Here is a 19,244-nt window from a genome sequence, read left to right as displayed (position 1 = left end):
TGCGCTGCTACATCACACCCCCGAACTTAAACCAGCTCAAAAGTGATATAAAGCTTTGTTTTTTATTTGACGCTTTGGCGCGCAAATGGTGTAGAATCTAAAATCTAAAATCTAAAATCTAAAATCTAAAATCTAAAATCCTTATGTCCTTTCTGAGGGTGGCGAACTGATGCGCTGCTACATCACACCCCCGAACTTAAACCAGCTCAAAAGTGATATAAAGCTTTGTTTTTTATTTGACGCTTTGACAGGCCAATGGTGTAGAATCTAAAATCTAAAATCTAAAATCTAAAATCTAAAATCCCTATGTCCTTCGTTGGTTTGCACATTCACAGCGATTATAGCCTGCTGGACGGGGCGTCTCAGCTACAACAGCTCGCAGAACGGGCGGTGGAATTGGGGATGCCCGCGATCGCCCTTACAGACCACGGGGTGATGTACGGGGCGATCGAGCTAATCAAAGTTTGCCGAAATAAAAATATCAAGCCGATTATTGGCAATGAAATGTATGTCGTCAACGGCGACATTGAAGTAAAAGTTCGAGGTAGAAAAAAATACCATCAAGTTGTTTTAGCTAAAAATACCCAAGGTTATAAAAACCTCGTCAAACTAACCACAATTTCCCACTTAAAGGGAATGCCAGAAAAAGGTATTTTTGCCCGCCCCTGCATCAACAAAGAACTACTAAAACAATACTCCGAAGGTTTAATTGTTACCAGTGCTTGTTTGGGCGGCGAAGTTCCCCAAATGATTCTGCAAGGCAAGTTAGATGTGGCCCGTGAAGTAGCTATATGGTATAAAGAAGTATTTGGGGAAGATTATTATTTAGAAATTCAAGACCACGGTTCCCAAGAAGACCGGATTGTTAATGTTGAAATAGTCAAAATTGCCCGCGAACTTAACATTAAAATAGTTGCAACAAATGATTCTCACTATATTTCCTGCAACGACGTAGAAGCTCACGATGCTTTGCTGTGCATTAACACCAATAAACTGATTGAAGAAGACAAGAGGATGCGCTACAGCGGCACTGAATATCTTAAGTCGGCAGAGGAGATGGCGCAACTGTTTCGAGACCATTTGGATGATGAAACAATCAAAGAGGCGATCGACACCACCTTAGAAGTCGCAAATAAAGTATCGAGATACGAGCTCACAGGAGAAGCTCGGATTCCCACAATCCCAATTCCTCCAGAACATACAGCCGATACTTATGTAGAAGAAATATCATGGCTAGGACTATTAGAACGGCTGAAAGCCCGCACCAGAAATGAAATCCCCCCCGTCTACAAACAAAGGCTAGAATACGAGCTAAAAATGCTTCAGCAGATGGGATTTTCAGAATACTTTTTAGTAGTGTGGGACTACATAAAATATGCTAGAGATAACAATATTCCCGTAGGTCCAGGACGCGGATCTGCCGCAGGCTCTCTAGTTGCCTACGTCCTCAAAATCACCAATATAGACCCCGTACACCACGGACTACTATTCGAGCGATTTCTCAATCCAGAACGCAAATCTATGCCAGATATTGATAGCGATTTCTGCATAGAAAGACGGGACGACATGATTAAATACGTTACTGATAAATATGGTACAGACCGCGTAGCGCAAATTATTACTTTCAACAGAATGACATCAAAAGCAGTCTTGAAAGATGTTGCCAGAGTGTTAGGTATTCCCTACAAAAAAGCAGACGAAATGGCAAAATTCATTCCCGTGTCTCGGGGAAAACCGGAAAAACTAAAAGTGATGATTTCCGATGACACACCTGCACAGGAATTTAAAGACAACTATGAAAATACAATTTGCATTAATGAAGAAACAGGGACAGAAGTCCCAGTTCGTCAGTGGATTGACATGGCAATTCGTATTGAGGGAACCAACAAAACCTATGGGGTTCACGCAGCAGGCGTGGTAATTTCTTCAGAGCCGTTGGATGAACTTGTACCGCTGCAAAAGAATAATGAGGGTGCTGTGATTACCCAATATTTCATGGAAGATTTGGAATTTTTGGGGCTGCTGAAAATGGACTTTTTGGGATTGAAGAATTTAACAACGCTCCAGAAAACCGTTGAATATGTTAAGCAAACCCAAGATATAACCATCGATGCCGAAGCCCTGCCTTCTGATATGGAACGCAAAGCTCAAGATACATTTACTAGAATCAAAAAGTTGCCCGCTGATGTAGCCAAAACTTATAAACTTTTAGAAAAAGGAGATTTAGAAGGTATTTTTCAGTTGGAATCTTCCGGGATGCTGGATGTAGTAAAAAAAATCAAACCTTCTTGTCTGGATGATATTTCTTCTATTTTGGCACTTTACCGACCCGGCCCGCTGGATGCAGGTTTGATTCCTCAGTTTATTGACTGCAAGCACGGTAAAGCAGTTGAGTACGATCATCCGCTATTAGAGCCGATTTTAAAAGAGACTTACGGAACGCTTTGCTTTCAAGAGCAAATTATGCGGATGGCTCAAGATTTGGCGGGCTATTCTTTGGGTCAAGCTGACTTGCTGCGGCGCGCAATGGGCAAGAAGAAAGCTGATGAAATGCAGAAGCAAAAGGAAACGTTTATCGATGGGGCAACTAAGAATGGAGTTAGCCAAAGAATAGCAGAAAAGTTGTTCGCGCAGATGCTGCAATTCGCGGAATATTGTTTTAATAAATCCCATTCAATGGCCTATGCCTATATCACGTATCAAACGGCTTATTTAAAGGCGAATTATCCTGTAGAATACATGGCCGCACTGCTGACTGCTAACAGCGGCGATCAGGATAAAGTACAGAAATATATTGCCAATTGTCTCAAGCTGGGTATTGAGGTTGAGCCGCCGGATATTAATAGCTCTGAACTTACTTTTACACCGCTGCCTAAAGAGATGACTGGAGGTGCAAAAGATAAAATTTTGTTTGGGGTTTCGGCGGTTAAAAATGTGGGAGAAGCGGCAATAGAAAATATTTTGGCGGCGCGGAAGGAAGGGGGTAAGTTTAAATCGCTGCCGGATTTGTGCGATCGCGTAAATCTCCATTCTGTCAACCGCCGCGCTCTAGAAGCTTTAATTCAATGCGGTGCTTTTGATAAAATTGACAAAAACCGCAAGCAATTAGTACAGGACCTGGAAGGGGTGATGAAATGGGCCGGGGAGCGCAAAAGAGATCGAGAAAGCGGGCAAGGTAATCTCTTTGATTTGTTAGGTACGAATAGCTTTGGTAAGTCGGTCAATACCTATGAGTCGGCGCCAAAAGCTAAATTGGTAAAAGATTATGACAAACAGGAGAAATTGCGTTTAGAAAAAGAATTGCTGGGCTTTTATGTATCAGAACATCCCCTAAAGTTTCTCATGCAAGTAAACCAAGACCCGGATGTTGTGACTCTCGAACAGTTAGCAGATAAAAAGGGGAAAGTATCAGTTATTGTCATGCTCAGCGCTATCAAAGTTGTAGTGACAAAAAAAGGCGATGCGATGGCAATTTTGCAATTAGAAGATTTGACACGTCAAATAAAAGCTGTTGTGTTCCCCAAGGCTTACGAAGAAGTGAAACCTTACATTGTAGAGAATGCTATCTTACAGATTGGTGGAAAAATCGAGAAAGATGGGGAGGAAATTCAGATACTTGTAGACACTGCAAAGCCAGTTGAAACAGTACAGGTTGCAGAAGAAATCGAGACGGAGGAAATCGAGACGGCCCAACCGGAAATAAAAAACCCTTGCCCCGCGGAACCAGTCAACATTCTACGATCGACAAAACCTGTGGAAGTTTTAGAAATGGTGATTGTCAAGCTGACACCGCAGCAAGTACAAAACGGGGAAAAACTCAATTCTCTCAAAGCTATTTTGCAAGAACTTTCCAATGGGGGAGAAGATGGTAGCGTTTCTGTGGGGGGAATTGTTGTCGGTGAATATTCCTGTCAACCCTTTCGCATTAACCGTAAATTGTGGGTGCAAGATGGCGAGGAAACTGTTAGCCGTCTCAAGTCGGCTAAATTTGATGCTGGGGTTTTTCCTCTAGACAATCGCGGGGATGCTGCGGTGTTTCGAGAAATGCGATCGCAACTTAATTTGCATTCTTGGGCTAGTAGTTTACTGGATACTGACACCGATCGCCTTCACCAGTATCTCAGTTATTTCGCCCAATTAAACAGACGCCCGCCAAATTAACACTTCGCCGCCATCCCCACCGGTGACTAAAGTTTGACCGTCAGGACTAAAAGCCACCGGATTGCACCCAGCAAGAGAGCACAAACATTCTCCTGTTTCCAGGTTCCAGAGTTTAACCGTACCGTCTCGACTGCCGCTAGCCACAATCAAGCGATCCGGACTCATCGCCACCGAAATAACCGCATCAGAATGCCCCCTCAAAGTATTAATCAATTCGCCTGTATCGGCATTCCACAATTTAACAGTAGCGTCGGCACTTCCACTGACAATCATCTTGCCGTCTTGACTAAATGCGATCGCATAAACCCAATCTGAATGACCGAAAAAAGTCCGTACACTCTCCGCAATACCTACACGCCAAATCTTGATAGTTGTGTCAGCACTGCCGCTGGCAAACATCATACTTTGAGGGCGAAAACTAACAGATAAAACCTTGTCAGAATGTCCAGAAAGTTTTTGAACCAATGCTCCGTTGCGCTGGTTCCACAATTTAATACTCTTGTCGCCGCTGCCACTCGCGATCGCTCCCGAGTCGCAACTAAAAGCCACCGAGTACACGGGGCCGTATCGGTGACTGTACGGCGAACCAAAATCGCTATAAAATTCGCGAATCATCGCCTTTTTATCCAGCTTCCACTCAATGACTTTTCTGTCAAAACTGCCGCTAACTAGCATTCTCCCGTCTGGGCTGATTGCCACAGCATCAACCGTTGCGGAATGACCGAAAAAAGTATGGATGAATTCACCTGTTTGCAGGTCCCACAGCTTAATTGTTTTATCATCGCTGGCGCTAGCGAGAATATTGCCTTGAGGATTAATAACAACAGCATTAACCGAGGCTGAATGGCCGTGGAGAATGCGATCGCACCGCCAGTTATTAGACGACAATAATGTCGAATTGCTAGGGGATGGCGCCACATGAATCTTGTGGCGCGGCGCGGCCCAGACGGCGGTTGCTGTATTTGGCTGCGAGTTAGTTACTGGCGAATTAATAGCTATTTTGGTAGAATTATAACTGATTTGAGAGCGGGGATACTGCCCAACCTTTACCAAGTCTTGCAACACTTCAGTAGCGGATTGATATCGCTCTCTTACCGAATCTTTGAGCAATTTATTCAAAATAGTTGCTAATTTTGGGCTGACTTTTATGCCCTTTTGCGCCAGGTGCGATCGCCAAATCCATTTGCATTCCAAAGCATCGAACAAATCCTTCAAAACCGCCCCAGTTAGCAGGTGAATGCAGGTAACGCCCAAACTGTAAAGGTCGCTCGCCGGATAGGCTTTGCCGCTGCGAATTTGTTCGATAGGCGCATAGCCAGCAGTTCCAGTTATCGTCCCAGTTTGCGCCTCAGAAAAGCCGCTAATGTGCTTAGCAACTCCAAAATCTACTAGCACAAACTGACCCCCCCTCGCCGAACCCTGTACAGCAGGAGATTCAGGCACAATTATCCCTTGTATACCACCAGAAGATTGAGGTAAAGAGGCCCCTCCTTTTCCTTTACCAGGAGTCGAGCTGCCATACCCCGCCGCCGCCCCCAAGTTTTGGGCAGTTCTCCGCAGAATATTTTCCGGCTTAATATCCCGATGAATCACCTGCTGCTCGTGAACAAATTGCAAAACAGGCAACAAATTGATCAACAATTCCCAAATCTGTTCTTCGCTAAAAGCTCCCCGCTGCTGCAACTCCTGAAACAAATTATTTCCCTCGATTAACTCTTCCACAAGATACAGACGTTTGGCTTGTTCAAAAGAAGCCAGTAAACTTGGAATCTGCGGGTGTGCTCCGAGTTCGTGCAGCCGGTGAGCTTCTTGTTTAAAGAGAGCAGTTGCCTTTTCTAATTCTGCCTTTTCTTGAACTTGGGGGAAAAATTGTTTGATGGCGCAGCGAGTTTCCAACCTATCTTCATCGACAGCTAAAAAAGTTCTGCCAAATGTTCCTTCACCGATAGGTTGAAGGGCGCGATAACGCTCTTTCAGTAGCAATTTAGAGCCGCACGCCAGACAAAACTTGGTTGAGTCAGGATTCTGCGGCTTTTGGCAATGGGGATTGAGGCAATAGCTCATCTTTTTTCCGGCCTGGAGATTCCCACCACAGCTAAACTTAGCAAGATGCTAGTATGTTTCAACTCACGCCCAGAGTACCATTCTCGATAATAGCTGAGAAACCGGGTTTCTTAACCCAAACTCTCGGCTCTCAGGTTGAGCCAGTGGCAAAAAATCAAGGTGATGACACTAGAAGTGCTTGAGGTGATATCATTTCCGGTTACACCGGAATGATGTTGACTGTTGACTGTTGACTGTGAACTCGAATTTACTATTCCGATGCTAACGGATTTGATATGAGTTTCCATATATTCTAATGCTTTTCTAAAATTTTGCTTTCTTGGCGGCTCACAAACTGGTATCTCAACAGTTAACTGTTAACGGAGGCTATTCGGGACCATTTCTGCGGAGAGCAAAAAGCATTTTTTAGGAGTGCGAGCGTCCCGCTCGCTATATATCATATATACATATAGCGAGCGGGACGCTCGCAGGGAGAGCAAATACAAAACTGAGATGGTCCCGGCTATTCTCCCCCGTCTAAAAGACACTCTTGCTCCCCGCCGCCATTCTGTGAGGATGCTTTGGCTTTAATCACTGCTTCCCTAAAGCCTAAAACTACTAAAATATTGGCAAGTGTTAAGAAGAATTCCGCAGAACCATGCAGCCAATCGACATTTGCTAGCGACTCGTTGTAGGCAACTTTTGCGTAAATTGCGGCGGGAATAGTCACAGCCACAAAAACGAGAGTCCCGTAAAAGCCCATCAGAGCTAAATGGGGTGTTTTTCCCGAGCGAGTCAAAAACCAGAGAAATCCCAAGTAGGGAAATAGAGACAGAACAAATAAAGTTTCTTTGGAAATCATTAGTAATTGGTGAGCAACCAGATACTATGATAAATTAAAAAATCCCCAATAAGTGTGAATAATTTTTAACTTTTAATGTTGAGTTTTTCATGTTTAATTCCACAGAGCCACTGGTTGCTCTCCAACCGCTAGAGACTCACCTAAGCCCCTAGCTTTTAAGCAAAGCCGCGGCAGGTCGCCAGTATTCAAAACCCTTCACGCACGTGAAGACAACACCCGTCACTCGTCCCCTAACACCGTTTTTAGCATAACACATTATTTTCAACTGTGCCAGCCTGTTAATTGTCTCTCACTCCAAAGCTACCCAGCAATTATAAACTGAGACAGTTCCAAAGTTTTCGGTCTGCTAGGCATCAAGCAAGCATGGTCCAAAACCTCTAAATCCAAGCAGGGTTTTCTATCTGCTGCGAGAGTTTCCTTCAGCTTCGCATCAAAATCAAAATACGGGCCACAATCCCAAACTTTGAGTTCCAACCGCCCGTTACACACCATAATTTCCAGTTGAACAGGAGTTTCTACTGGCAGATTTTTGTGAGCGTGGCGAACTGCATTAGTGAAACCTTCAGCCAAAGCTAACTGAAACTTCCACCAAACCTCATTAGGGATAGATAAATTTTTCAACTGCTCAAACCATTCTAAAACTATAGTTAAAGCATTCAGATCTGTGTTGACTTGCAGGCTAATATGTTGAACATAACTTTCATGCAGTTCTTGTTCCTGCTGTGTTTTATTCTGCCAATCCCAGGTGTTTAAGAACTTCATTAACCCATCTAAAAGGCTAGCTTTTTTTATATTTTGCGACCGCTCGCGACCTTCTACTTCGTAACTTTTCCTCAGCCACAAACAGTTTCGACCGTCGAGAGTCCGGGTGTAACTTAGCTCGTCTGCAATTTGCCACATGAGTTTGAGCCCGCGGCCGCCTTCTGCAAGTTGATCTATGCTGTTTAACATCTATTTTCCTCGTCTGAAACTATTAGCTTTACCCTATTTTCCCACCCGCCGAGACACGTGGTATTTGTTTTATACTTGTGTGCTCGGTATTATTTCGGGGATCACACAAAATGCTATCTTTTTTACAGAAGGCAGCGCATCAGCAATATGTCTTAAGAGTCTAAGCCAATTGGCTTATTTACCGATCGCCTGTACGGAGAACTCACGCCCTACGCAGCACAATCCAACGCCACTGAGTACAAATACTTATCCGCTGTCGGGTCAGCCACTTGTCGCTTGCCGTCACCAGCTCCAGAATCCCTGGCATTCAGCGCCTTGTGACGGCGGTTGGAAGCTGTTCGGGAGGCGGGAAGTGGGCGCTGTCATCCCAAAGGCGTAAGTAAGATCCGCGCTCGCGAGCGCGATCGCACCTTACACCGCCGAGCCGCGTCAATGCACTAGACTAGGACTTGCGCCAACAACCCGGTTTCTGCTAAGAATATTGGGTTTGACCGCGAGGAATTAACGAGGAAACCGGGTTTTTGGTCCCCCGCGCGTATGTCCCGCAGACAAATCGGTGATGAAAGGCAGTTAGAGGACTTACCAAGACTATGACCAAAATCAAACTGAAAATTCTGACTGCAGCGATACTGCTACTCCCATTTTGCGCCGCACTTCCCTTACCAGCTCAAAATCTGTCTCTAGTCAAGCGACTGCTAGAAACAAGAGGATGTCCCGGATGCGACTTATTTGGCGCTTCCTTGAGCCGTGCAGATTTGTTTGGCGCTTCCTTGAGCCGCGCCACTCTCAGCAGGGCCGACTTAGTTGATGCCGACTTGACTGCGGCTGACTTAATGGAAGCTAATTTAAACAACGCCAACATGAGAAACGCCTTTTTGGCTGACGCCGACCTCAGCAAAGCCGACATGAGCAGGGCCGACATCAGGGGAGCCAACTTAGAAAATGCCAACCTCAGCGAGAGTTCTCTTCGAGACGCATCCCTCTTGTTGGCTAACTTAAAATGCAGTAATTTGAGCGCCGCCAAACTAAGTAGAACCGACTTGAGAACAGCCGATTTAAGCGGTGCAAATCTCCGCGGTGCAAACCTCCAAGAAGCCGATTTAAGCGGTGCAAATCTCCGCGGTGCAGACCTCAGAGCAGCCGACTTGAGCGATGCGAGATTGAACAAAACTAATCTTACAGATGCCAATCTCTGCGGCGCCAGGATGCCGGATCGAAAAATATCTCGGCGAGGCTGCGAAGTTAAGAAAGAACAAGCGATAAACACGAACAATTACTGCAATTATTGCTATGCCTTGAATGACTGGTGGCTGAATGTGTTAAGGTTCAACTAAGCGGTATCATCGTGATTACTGCTGTGATTCAGATATGTAGTGTTAGAAGTGCGATCTGGCGGTACAGATATCAAACTGAACCTGTTACCGCTAACAGCTTTTATCTACTTTGAAGAACCTAAAAATTGGCTCACTATTTGCAGATATTCTGCACCCCCGATCTGTGCCAAATTATTGTGACCTCCATCAGGAACTATGTAAAGCTGTTTGGGTTCAGGTGCTGCATCAAAAAGTTTTTTGCTCATTTCCACTGGAACTACATTGTCAGCAGTTCCGTGAATAAAGAGCACGGGCATTTGCAGGCGATCGACTTTTGAAAGAGAATCAAACCGCTGCGTCAGCAACCAATCTATCGGAAACAGCCAAAACAGCCCTTTTTGGAAATCCACCATCGCCCGCGTCGAAGTAAAAGATCCTTCTACAATTAACCCGGCCGCCTCCGGGTGGCGCACTGCCAGATCGATCGCGATCGCGCCTCCCAAAGAATGACCGTAGATATAAATTTGATGCGGGTTAACCCCCCGCTGTTTCACCAAATAATCCCAAGCAACTTGAGCATCCTCATAAACCTGAGATTCACTCGGAAAATCGCCCTGGCTTTTTCCATAACCGCGATAATCGATCGTAAATACCGACAAACCTAACCGATGAAATCGATTAGCGTGTTCGACATTTGCTCCCACATTTGAACCATTGCCGTGCAGGTACAAAACTACCCCGCCTAACCCCCCCTTGTTAAGGGCCCGAACCGAAGCGACGGTCCGTCTGTGACTTTGGGGCGTAGCCAGAACCCTCTCTCCCTTTCTTGCTCCCCCCCGAGCTGCGGGGGGGCTGGGGGGGGTTTCCGAGGCAGGAATCCACCACCCGTGGACGCTTTCTGCCGCGCCTGTTTTAGTTGGAATTGGCAGCCAAACATCTTGATATTTCAACTGAAAATCATCTGGCGTAATTTCGATCGCCCGCGCGGGAAAAAAGATAAACTTACCTTGCGCTACAAATAGGTATACACAAGCAGCAGAATAAGCCACGGCCAAAACTATCCCAAAAGCTATTAGCGATTTAGACAAAAGGAATACCAGCAACTTGTTCATAGAAAATAGAGCACGCGGGAAATTAGATATCGGTCAACAGCTAAGGGCAAATGATTAATTCAGACAATTAGCCAAGATCAATTACTAACTTCCGCCGCAGCATTCCGCCGATTTTCAAAAATTAATCCAATTCTGGGTAGTGCAAGTGCCAATTCGTAGACTGTTCGTAAGCGTGGGCCACTTGAAACAGCCGAGATTCTTGCAAAAGATTACCAATCAGTTGTATGCCCACTGGCATTCCTTTATCATCAAATCCGCAGGGCAAACTCAAAGCTGGCAAACCAGCAAGATTCACCGGAATAGTCATCAAATCTGACAAATACATACTCAGGGGGTCATTAAATTTTTCGCCTGCCTTAAATGCGGTAGTAGGAGCAGTGGGACAGACTAAAACATCAACTTGAGAAAAAGCTTTTTCAAAGTCTTCTTTAATTAAAGTCCGAACTTTTTGAGCTTTTAGATAATAGGCATCGTAATATCCAGCCGACAATACGTAAGTGCCGATCGCAATCCGGCGTTTAACTTCCGCACCGAACCCTTGAGAGCGAGTTTTGGCATACATATCCAACAGATTATCGGGGTCGGGAGACCGGAAACCGTACTTGACTCCATCATATCGCGCCAAATTTGCCGAAGCTTCCGAGGGAGCAATGATGTAGTAAGTGGGCAAACCGTAGCGGAACCGGGGACAAGAAATGACTTGAATTTCTGCGCCCAATTGTTGAAATTGCTCGATCGCCTTAGTAACAGCGTCTTTAACCGCCGAGTCCAACCCTACACCAAAAGTTTCTTTAATTACACCAATTCTCATCTGACCCTTCGGTCGCAAACTGGGTCTTAAAGCTTGGGCGTAGTCAGGAATTGGGACATTAAGACTCGTGGAATCTCTCGGATCGTAACCGGCGATCGCCCCCAACAAAATCGCCGCATCCTCAACACTCCGACCAAAGGGCCCGATTTGATCGAGAGAAGAAGCATAGGCCACCAAACCGTAGCGAGAAACCAACCCATAAGTCGGTTTCAGCCCCACCAAACCGCAAAAAGCAGCAGGTTGGCGGATTGATCCCCCAGTATCCGAACCCAAACTCACGACACATTCTCCCGAGGCTACGGCTGCTGCAGAACCGCCTGAAGACCCTCCGGGCACGCGCTCCAAGTCCCAAGGATTCGCGGTAACTTGATAAGCAGAAGTTTCCGTCGAGCTCCCCATTGCAAACTCGTCCATATTCGCCTTACCCACAATCACCGCACCGGCTGCTTGGAGTTTCGAGACGACGGTTGCATCGTAGGGAGGCACAAAATTCTCCAAAATCCGAGAGGCGCAGGTTGTGGGAATGCCATTGGTACACATATTGTCTTTAACGGCGATCGGGATGCCGGCCAACAGCCCTATTTGCTCGCCTGCTGCGATTTGGGCATCCACTTTGTGGGCCTGCGCCAATGCGCTGTCTGCTGTCACGCACAGAAAGCTTTTCAACTTCGGCTCTAGCTGGGTAATTCGGTCTAATGCTTCTTGAGCAATTTCCACAGCAGAGCGTTCTTTATTGACCAGTTGTCGGTGCAACTCGCGGATAGATGGCATGCTCGTACCTTTATCATTTCTACTTTGAGACAATACAGTAAATATAACTGGCAATTGTACCTGCTTACAGCCCGAAGGCAAAGTCCGCTATTTTTGTGGCGAAAGTTCGATCGCGCGATCGGCTTTTTCGATCGAACGTATTAAATGCTAAAATCAGACATTAAAAACCCCTATTTATTACTCCCAAATCACCTATGCAATTAGAAGACTATTTTAATTTCCTATACCCTTTGAACTGGATTGAGGAGTGCCGCTGCAACAACCCTCTTTCCTGGCCGTGCATTTCCCAGTGCAAATCCGGTAGCCACTCGACTTTTTGTGACGATGGAGTATCCTTAACCACATAAATTTATTTACAAGCTTTTCACAATTCATAAGGGGCCGATCGCACTCATCATGGCTAAACTTGAGGACTTAAGCGAAGGGTTTAAGCTTAAAGGAATTCTACCGAACACCACAGTCACGGTAGAACGTGTCTCCAGGTGTGGAGCCGATGCTGTCACACTAATATATCGAGCTGATGACAGCGGTCATCTAGGAGATCGCGTCCTGTATCGTTCAGACGAGGCACAATTAGAACTTATCACTCAAAAATATCCTTGGCGGTTCGATGCTGATGGGGCTTTATTTCGCCTAGTTTCGGAAGCCCTCCGAATTGACTTTGCCCATCTATTCGATCCATTCTTGGCTATTCATACCTCACAAGTCGAGCCGTATCCCCACCAAATCACGGCAGTTTATGAAGAAATGCTACCGCGTCAACCTTTGCGATTCTTGCTGGCTGACGATCCAGGAGCAGGCAAAACCATCATGGCCGGGTTGTTGATTAAAGAGCTAATGATGCGCGGTGATTTGCAGCGTTGTTTAATTGTTGTTCCTGGCAACTTAGCAATCCAGTGGAAAGAAGAACTCCAGAAGAAATTTGAGCTAGATTTTGAAATTCTTAGTAACGACATCAAGACCACACTCACAGAAAACGTTTTTGAAAAGATGCGCTTGGTCATTGCTAGGGTAGATAAATTAAAACGAGATAAATCGAGTCCAGAGAAAAAACTTCAAGAAAATATCAAGTCAATTGAATGGGATTTAATTATCTGCGATGAAGCTCACAAAATGTCTGCCTCTTTCTCCGGGGGTGAAGTGAAGGAAACTAAACGTTACAAGCTTGGCAAGATCCTATCAGATAGTAAAACTACCCGCCATTTTTTATTGATGACTGCTACGCCTCATAACGGCAAAGAAGAAGATTTTCAACTGTTTATGGGGCTGCTAGACCGCGATCGCTTCGAGGGCAAGTTTCGTAATGGCGTTCATTATGCAGACACCTCTGACATGATGCGACGGATGCTAAAAGAAGACTTAGTAGATTTGGCAGGCAAGCCTCTGTTGCCAGAACGTCTATCTTACTCTGTAGCTTATCATCTATCACATTTGGAAGAGCTGCTTTATCAACAAGTGACTAAATATGTAGAGGAAGAATTCAATAGGGCTGATAAACTAGAGAAAGGACGCAAGACGAGCATCGGTTTTGCCCTAACGATTTTACAGCGACGGCTGGCTTCATCCCCAGAAGCAATTTACCAGTCTTTGCAAGGGCGACGGGAGCGATTGGAAAAAAAATCTCGTCAAAAAGAAGAAGATTTACTGAAGACACTCACTTGTCCCGAGCCAGAGGATTTAGAAGATTTTCTATCTCAAGAAATAGAAAAAGTAGAAGATGAATTTGTAGAGCGAGCTACGGCAGCTTCAACTATTGCAGAACTTCGAGCTGAAATTAATAAGCTAGAAAAGTTGGTACAATTGGCACAAGAAGTACGAAGAAGCCGTACTGATACAAAATGGGAAGAGCTTTCTAAGCTATTTAAAAATAATCCAGAAATGTTTGATTCTCAGAGACAAAGGCGCAAAATTATTGTATTTACTGAACATCGCGCTACCTTGGACTATTTGGTACGCCGTGTCAGGGAAATCATAGGCGAAAAAGCAGTTGCTACCATTCATGGCGGTATCAAACAAGAGGATCGCCAGAAAATACAATACGACTTTAACCAAAATCCTACGGTGCAAGTCTTAGTGGCTAATGATGCTGCGGGTGAAGGGATTAACCTCCATGAATCTTGTCATTTAATGATTAATTATGATTTGCCCTGGAATCCCAATCGACTAGAACAGCGATTTGGACGAATTCACCGCATTGGTCAAACAGAAATCTGCCATCTCTGGAATTTGGTAGCAGTGGATACACGAGAGGGAAAAGTGTTCCAAAGGGTGCTGGAAAAATTAGAAGTGGCGCGAAAAGCATTAGGAGGTAAAGTTTTTGATGTCTTAGGAGAGGCGATCGACGGTAAACAACTAGGGGAACTTTTAATTGAGGCTATCCGCTACGGTGACACACCCGATAATCAAGCGAAGCTAGAGCGAGCTATTGAGGAGAAACTTAATCTAGAGCACCTTAAAAATATCCTAGAACAACGCTCACTTTATCATAACTTAATGGACACTTCTAAGCTGCGTCAAATTTATGAAAATCTTGAACGCGCAGAAGTGCATAAGCTACAACCCCACTTTATAATAGACTTTTTTGTAGCAAGCTTTCGGCAGCTTGGTGGTAAAATACAGGGAGGTGAATCGGGACGTTATGAAATAGTGGCTCCTATTCCAATTAGTCTCCGCAACCGATTACATAAGCCTTACGATCGCATTTGTTTTGAAAAAACTCAGGCTCATCTCCGGGGTAAACCACCTGCTGAGTTTATCTATCCCGGTCATCCACTCTTAAATCACACAATAGATTTAATTTTGGAAGCCGACCGTGATTTATTAAAACAAGGCTGTATCCTTGTGGATGAGAATGACTTGACTGAACGAGTTCGCATTTTAGTGTACCTAGAACATTCTATTCAAGATGCTCGTAAGGACAAGTCTGGCAATTTTAGAGTTGTATCTAGGCAAATGCAGTATGTAGAGATTGACTCAGAAGGTCACGCTAAAAATGCAGGTTACGCACCCTATTTAGATTACCGACCTTTGCAGCAATCTGAACAATTTCTGGTATCCCAGATATTAAATATTTTGATGAATCCATCTTCCATCCTACAGAAAGGGATTGAGGAACAAGCGCGAGATTATGCCATTCAACACCTAGTGCCGCGGCATAAAGGGCAAGTGCAACAGCAGCGAACAGAGCGGATTAAGAAGACAATAGAAGCTGTAAAAGAGCGACTGACAGCAGAAATTAATTACTGTGAGAATCAAGCCGAAAAATTTCGGCTAAAAATTGGGGTGCAGGCGGCTGCACAACTCAATTACGATAATGCTCGTCGGAGAGCAGAAGAACTAAAAGCACGCCGGGAAAACCGACTGGCAGAGTTAGAGCAAGAGCGTAATATATCAGCTAAATCGCCAGTGGTTTTGGGCGGTGCATTGATTGTACCTGTGGCTTTGATCCAGCATTTGAAAGGGGAAACTCAACAAACTCCAGGTAATTTCGCTGAAGAAAAACAGCAAGTAGAGAAGCTGGCTATGGAAGCAGTGATGGCGGCGGAACGAAAACTAGGTTTCCAGCCAAAGGATGTAAGTGCTGACAAGTGCGGTTATGATATCGAATCGCGCATCCCGGCACCAATCGGCTGCGTTTTATTGAAGTTAAAGGTCGAATTCGGGGTGCGAGTACGGTGACAGTCACGAAAAATGAAATTATCACAGCTTTGAATAAACCTGATAGTTATATCTTGGCTTTGGTGGAAGTTTCTGAGTCAACACAGTTATCTCTGAATAATTGTACTGTGCGTTATGTTGAGCGTCCATTTCAGCAAAAGCCAGATTTTGCAGTGACAAGCGTGAATTATAGCTGGTCGGAACTTTGGTCTAGGGCAACCTTAGTTTAAGTAATCGCTAGCAGGCAATTGAACACCGAGTCTTTTAGCTTCTAGGAAATCCTTAGTCGCTTTTAATTTATCCCCAACCCTTTGGTGGGCCATACCACGGTAGTAGTAGGCAATCCCATAGTCTGGTTTGAGCAATAAAGCTTGGTCGTAACATTGAATTGCTGCCCCATACTTTCTTTGTCGGGCATGAACTCTACCTTGTCTGCATAAAGATATTTCTTGATTCTCGGTCTCAAAAAGAAGGTTATTAGTAGTTTGGGCTGTTTTAGCTTCTGCTGGACGTTGGTTAGGTGCTGCTTTAATAGGTTTTGTTTTAAAAGTTGGTTCATTAAAAGCTTGTCCAAGTAACCTTTTAAATTCAGGCTCAGCGAGCAACTCTAGTTGAGCAGGATCTTCTAATGTAACTTGAGTAAAGCAACGTTTTTTAGCTTGATAAATATCCAAAAGACCAGTAATTCTTATAAATTGACCTTTCCAAGTTTTTAATCCTTCTGGTTGAATTCCTTGAATTTGCGCTAATTTTTGCAAGCCTGGCCCCGAAATTACTATCCTAAAACTCCCATCTTTGCAGCTTGGGGATGTAGTATCATCAAAATTAATACAAAAGGGTTTATGCGGATTATTGTTACTATTGTCAATTATGTTAAATGCTCGACCTACAACGGTAATTGTTTTTTCCTTTTGCTTCAGCAACTCTGGTACATTATCGGCTGCAAAAACTTTTGAGTGTGAGGGTGCTACAGTAGCAGTAGGCTGTATCTTGACTCTGGGAACACCCGGAAAAATATCGACTCCGAGTTGGACCGCCCGATCGCACCAATAGCATTTACCATAACTTTTGCTGTGGTAATGGTTGGTAATCTGATCGCAATCGGTTAAATCAGCGATCGCAACTTCCAGTGCTTTGTACCATTCCCCAGCAGTTGGCCGCAAATGTGGTTTTGTATGCCCATCATTAAAGCATCTGAGAAAGCATCGCTGAATCTCAGGATGCACAATATTTAAGGGGATTGTCAATGGCCCAGGCTGGATCAAACTGTTTGGGGCATAAGGCCAAAATCCTTGACGAATTAGTTCACTCGGTGCCGGCGAATCTCCTTCTTTTACCCATTTTCCTTTAAAGGGCTCAGCGCCAAACAGCAACAGGTAAACAATTACTGCCAATCGAAAACGGTCGTGGACTTCTGTTTGATCTGTAATATGAAAATCTTTATCTAACAGTTCTACAGGGGTGAAGCCTTCTGTACCCACCAGGCAGCGATACACCTCGCCTGTATTAGGATGGCGAACCTGAAAAGAATCTGTATCAATAATCGAAGGTAAAGTACGATTATTAACCAGAATATTTTGGGGTTTAATGTCACCTAAGACATAGCCTTTGGCATGAATTAATTGAATAAATGAGGCGATATTTAGCGCTGTCGTGTGGAGGAAATACCAATTAACCTCAAGCTTCAGCTTCTTACGACGCTGTGGACTATACACATCTAGTAATTCTTTTGCATCTTTGATCTCTGGCATTAAAAAGCCTAACACCGAACCATTCCGATCGGTCAGTAGTTCCTGGGGCCAAGCAAAAGAAATATGATTGAGATGTGAGTTAAGCTCTGTGGGTGGGTTCGCTACCATGACTTCCAGCTTCTTAACGCGCTCGTGGTGTGAAGAGTGATAAATCTTGGCGAGATAGCCATTGCGATCTGTTTTCCAAACGGTTCCTTCACCACTGCTGGCTATTTGTTCGACTAGAGCGATCGATTGACCTGTACTGGCACCAATAAGAACTGTCATTTCAGTTTACTATCGTCATAGAGGCATAAAAGCAAGGTTTTATCGTCGTCAGTTTTAGCATTTAGCCTTTCAGAGTCAAGGAAATTTTTAATATATTCGTCTTCCTGCTCTGGATGACTGGTTTCTACCATATATTCTTCTAGTGGCTGGAAAAAAGGCGGAAAAGGTGTCCAGTCGCTCATCCGAATCGCTACTCGTTCCAGTCCATCTGTTGATGCACAAATGAACTTTTGCTGACCTGGTAGAACACGCACGCGCATCTCATTTAAGGCATTTGCCGAGGTTACAAATGTTGTCTCATTGATGAATTCTCCTTTATCTGGGGTAAAAAGTAGTTGATCTTCTCCTTCCCGAAGACGCACCACTATGAATCCATCTCCAATCTGCATGGCAGCAACCCAATTCGGAGTAGCCAAAAATACTAATAAAGTACAAGCCAAGTCATTAATAGAGTAGCCGCCACTGACTGCTTGTTTTTGTAAAGCTTCTACAACTTTCTTAAGAGTATTGGCAAATATTTTTCTAGCTTGCTGGTCAGAGAGGGGTTGAGCGTACCAGTGTAATTGCCAGGTGTAGCTGCGTAGCTGTAAGAGTTCATTAAGTGCTGTCTCGACCGTCAACTTAGCACCTACATCAGAATGTTTGGCGCTGCCAGCCCCATCCGCAACAGCCCCCAAGATCCCCTTGTGGGATATGGAAAAATCTCCGTAATCTTGGCAGGGTAGCTGCTGTTTTTTATGGCTTGTTCCTGTTGCCGAACGTGCGATCGCTTTCCAATCCACGAAATATCCTCAGTATCTAGGTAGTAATTTGACCCCATCCGACAGGTGGCAACGCCACAGCCACTCCTATCTTCTCACTAGAAACCCGTTTCATCGAGGTACTCAGCCACACAAACAGAGAGCGAAAATCTAGACCATTCAGCATTATAGGTGGACGTTCTGGCGGGGCAATTTGTGCGAGAATTTTCGTATTTGCGTCCTTCACGCCAACGGCAAAGAAACAGAGTCGGCGCTTTGCCTCATCCTCCCGCACACGCTGCGCTGCCAGTTGCCAGCAATCAGACGGCGCTCCATCTGTAATTAAGAAGATCCAAGGGCGATAATACTGAATACCGTTGGCTTTGTAAGTCTCCTTGCGGGCTTCGAGTCGATCCAAAGCGCAGTCAATAGCCTCACCTATTGGAGTGAAGCCACTAGCTTCCAGTCGTGGTGGTGTGAAGTGGTCAATGGTTGCGAAATCTTGGATCAGACGCACTGGGCCGAAGGTGATTATCGCTACCTCGACACTCAGGGAGGCTTTCGTATCTTTCAGTACGTCCTCCTTAAAAGCTGCAATCCCTCGATTCAACTCCTGAATCGGCTCTCCCGCCATAGAGCCAGATGTATCGAGCAACAGGAGGACTGGACAGCGATTTTCCGGGTTCTCAACAAATTCAGGCAATCCTACAGGCATCCACTACCCCCACTAGAACAAAATTAGTGATAGTTTCATTCTACAGGAAGAAGACATCGGGTAATAAGCTGCTATGTATCTAATTTGACA

The 19,244-nt window shown here is 44.8% G+C and carries 13 protein-coding genes; 4 read left to right on the top strand and 9 right to left on the bottom strand.

Going from position 1 to position 19,244, the window contains the following annotated elements:
- Positions 1-306 precede the first annotated feature (306 nt).
- Positions 307-4,161 (top strand): DNA polymerase III subunit alpha, encoded by a 3,855-nt coding sequence (locus QUB56_RS14050; protein ID WP_332955887.1) that lies wholly within the window; start codon positions 307-309, stop codon positions 4,159-4,161.
- On the opposite strand, the gene QUB56_RS14045 is transcribed toward QUB56_RS14050, so the two are convergent.
- The 4 genes from QUB56_RS14045 to QUB56_RS14030 all read right to left on the bottom strand — a co-directional run bounded on the left by QUB56_RS14045 (position 4,138) and on the right by QUB56_RS14030 (position 8,017).
- Positions 4,138-6,225 (bottom strand): protein kinase domain-containing protein, encoded by a 2,088-nt coding sequence (locus QUB56_RS14045; RefSeq protein ID WP_332955885.1) that lies wholly within the window; start codon positions 6,223-6,225, stop codon positions 4,138-4,140. The genes QUB56_RS14050 and QUB56_RS14045 overlap by 24 nt on opposite strands.
- Before the next feature lie 110 nt (positions 6,226-6,335).
- Positions 6,336-6,512, bottom strand: coding sequence for a hypothetical protein (locus QUB56_RS14040; protein ID WP_332955884.1), 177 nt, complete (start codon positions 6,510-6,512; stop codon positions 6,336-6,338).
- 215 nt (positions 6,513-6,727) lie between these two features.
- Entirely contained in the window at positions 6,728-7,066 is a 339-nt protein-coding gene (locus tag QUB56_RS14035; protein WP_332955883.1) for a DUF3593 domain-containing protein, read from the bottom strand.
- Positions 7,067-7,366: 300 nt separating this feature from the next.
- The gene (locus tag QUB56_RS14030; RefSeq protein ID WP_332955881.1) at positions 7,367-8,017 is read right to left on the bottom strand and encodes an ATP-binding protein; all 651 of its coding nucleotides are present in this window, start codon (positions 8,015-8,017) and stop codon (positions 7,367-7,369) included.
- Positions 8,018-8,607: 590 nt separating this feature from the next.
- On the opposite strand from QUB56_RS14030, the gene QUB56_RS14025 reads away from it, so the two are divergent.
- On the top strand, positions 8,608-9,351 hold the full coding sequence (locus QUB56_RS14025) for a pentapeptide repeat-containing protein (protein WP_332955880.1): 744 nt from the start codon (positions 8,608-8,610) through the stop codon (positions 9,349-9,351).
- A gap of 104 nt (positions 9,352-9,455) precedes the next feature.
- Here the strand turns inward: QUB56_RS14025 and QUB56_RS14020 are convergent, their stop codons facing one another.
- The gene (locus tag QUB56_RS14020) at positions 9,456-10,442 is read right to left on the bottom strand and encodes an alpha/beta fold hydrolase (protein WP_332955879.1); all 987 of its coding nucleotides are present in this window, start codon (positions 10,440-10,442) and stop codon (positions 9,456-9,458) included.
- A 121-nt stretch (positions 10,443-10,563) separates the two neighbouring features.
- Positions 10,564-12,024 carry an Asp-tRNA(Asn)/Glu-tRNA(Gln) amidotransferase subunit GatA gene (gene gatA / locus QUB56_RS14015; protein WP_332955878.1) on the bottom strand — a complete coding sequence of 487 codons (1,461 nt, stop codon included), beginning with the start codon at positions 12,022-12,024 and terminating at the stop codon, positions 10,564-10,566.
- 396 nt (positions 12,025-12,420) lie between these two features.
- Between gatA and QUB56_RS14010 the strand changes: the two genes are divergently transcribed.
- Together QUB56_RS14010 and QUB56_RS14005 are read left to right on the top strand one after the other, a co-directional pair.
- Positions 12,421-15,702 (top strand): helicase-related protein, encoded by a 3,282-nt coding sequence (locus QUB56_RS14010; protein ID WP_332955877.1) that lies wholly within the window; start codon positions 12,421-12,423, stop codon positions 15,700-15,702.
- Positions 15,699-15,911, top strand: a complete 213-nt coding sequence (locus QUB56_RS14005) for a hypothetical protein (protein WP_332955876.1) — start codon at positions 15,699-15,701, stop codon at positions 15,909-15,911. The genes QUB56_RS14010 and QUB56_RS14005 overlap by 4 nt, the downstream gene beginning before the upstream one ends.
- On the opposite strand, the gene QUB56_RS14000 is transcribed toward QUB56_RS14005, so the two are convergent.
- Genes QUB56_RS14000 through QUB56_RS13990 form a run of 3 tightly spaced genes read right to left on the bottom strand, consistent with a single transcriptional unit; the run spans position 15,903 to position 19,154 of the window.
- Positions 15,903-17,699: a protein kinase domain-containing protein gene (locus tag QUB56_RS14000; protein WP_332955875.1), complete on the bottom strand. Its 1,797-nt coding sequence runs from the start codon at positions 17,697-17,699 to the stop codon at positions 15,903-15,905. The two genes, QUB56_RS14005 and QUB56_RS14000, sit on opposite strands and share 9 nt — an antisense overlap.
- Complete coding sequence (locus QUB56_RS13995) at positions 17,696-18,481, bottom strand: PP2C family serine/threonine-protein phosphatase (RefSeq protein WP_332955873.1); 786 nt, start codon at positions 18,479-18,481, stop codon at positions 17,696-17,698. Before QUB56_RS13995 ends, QUB56_RS14000 begins: the two co-directional genes overlap by 4 nt.
- A gap of 16 nt (positions 18,482-18,497) precedes the next feature.
- Positions 18,498-19,154, bottom strand: a complete 657-nt coding sequence (locus QUB56_RS13990; protein ID WP_332955871.1) for a VWA domain-containing protein — start codon at positions 19,152-19,154, stop codon at positions 18,498-18,500.
- Positions 19,155-19,244 lie beyond the last annotated feature (90 nt).

Source organism: Microcoleus sp. AR_TQ3_B6, from assembly GCF_036702785.1.
GTDB lineage: Bacteria > Cyanobacteriota > Cyanobacteriia > Cyanobacteriales > Microcoleaceae > Microcoleus.
Note: the sequence above shows the minus strand (reverse complement) of the source record. Positions and strands in the feature narration are given on the sequence as shown.

What these genes read in the sequence shown, in the direction of transcription:
- QUB56_RS14050 (WP_332955887.1), top strand. Translation starts at nt 307, where the DNA reads ATGTCCTTCGTTGGTTTGCACATTCACAGCGATTATAGCCTGCTGGAC.
- QUB56_RS14045 (WP_332955885.1), bottom strand. Translation starts at nt 6,225, where the DNA reads ATGAGCTATTGCCTCAATCCCCATTGCCAAAAGCCGCAGAATCCTGAC.
- QUB56_RS14040 (WP_332955884.1), bottom strand. Translation starts at nt 6,512, where the DNA reads ATGGAAACTCATATCAAATCCGTTAGCATCGGAATAGTAAATTCGAGT.
- QUB56_RS14035 (WP_332955883.1), bottom strand. Translation starts at nt 7,066, where the DNA reads ATGATTTCCAAAGAAACTTTATTTGTTCTGTCTCTATTTCCCTACTTG.
- QUB56_RS14030 (WP_332955881.1), bottom strand. Translation starts at nt 8,017, where the DNA reads ATGTTAAACAGCATAGATCAACTTGCAGAAGGCGGCCGCGGGCTCAAA.
- QUB56_RS14025 (WP_332955880.1), top strand. Translation starts at nt 8,608, where the DNA reads ATGACCAAAATCAAACTGAAAATTCTGACTGCAGCGATACTGCTACTC.
- QUB56_RS14020 (WP_332955879.1), bottom strand. Translation starts at nt 10,442, where the DNA reads ATGAACAAGTTGCTGGTATTCCTTTTGTCTAAATCGCTAATAGCTTTT.
- gatA (WP_332955878.1), bottom strand. Translation starts at nt 12,024, where the DNA reads ATGCCATCTATCCGCGAGTTGCACCGACAACTGGTCAATAAAGAACGC.
- QUB56_RS14010 (WP_332955877.1), top strand. Translation starts at nt 12,421, where the DNA reads ATGGCTAAACTTGAGGACTTAAGCGAAGGGTTTAAGCTTAAAGGAATT.
- QUB56_RS14000 (WP_332955875.1), bottom strand. Translation starts at nt 17,699, where the DNA reads ATGACAGTTCTTATTGGTGCCAGTACAGGTCAATCGATCGCTCTAGTC.
- QUB56_RS13990 (WP_332955871.1), bottom strand. Translation starts at nt 19,154, where the DNA reads ATGCCTGTAGGATTGCCTGAATTTGTTGAGAACCCGGAAAATCGCTGT.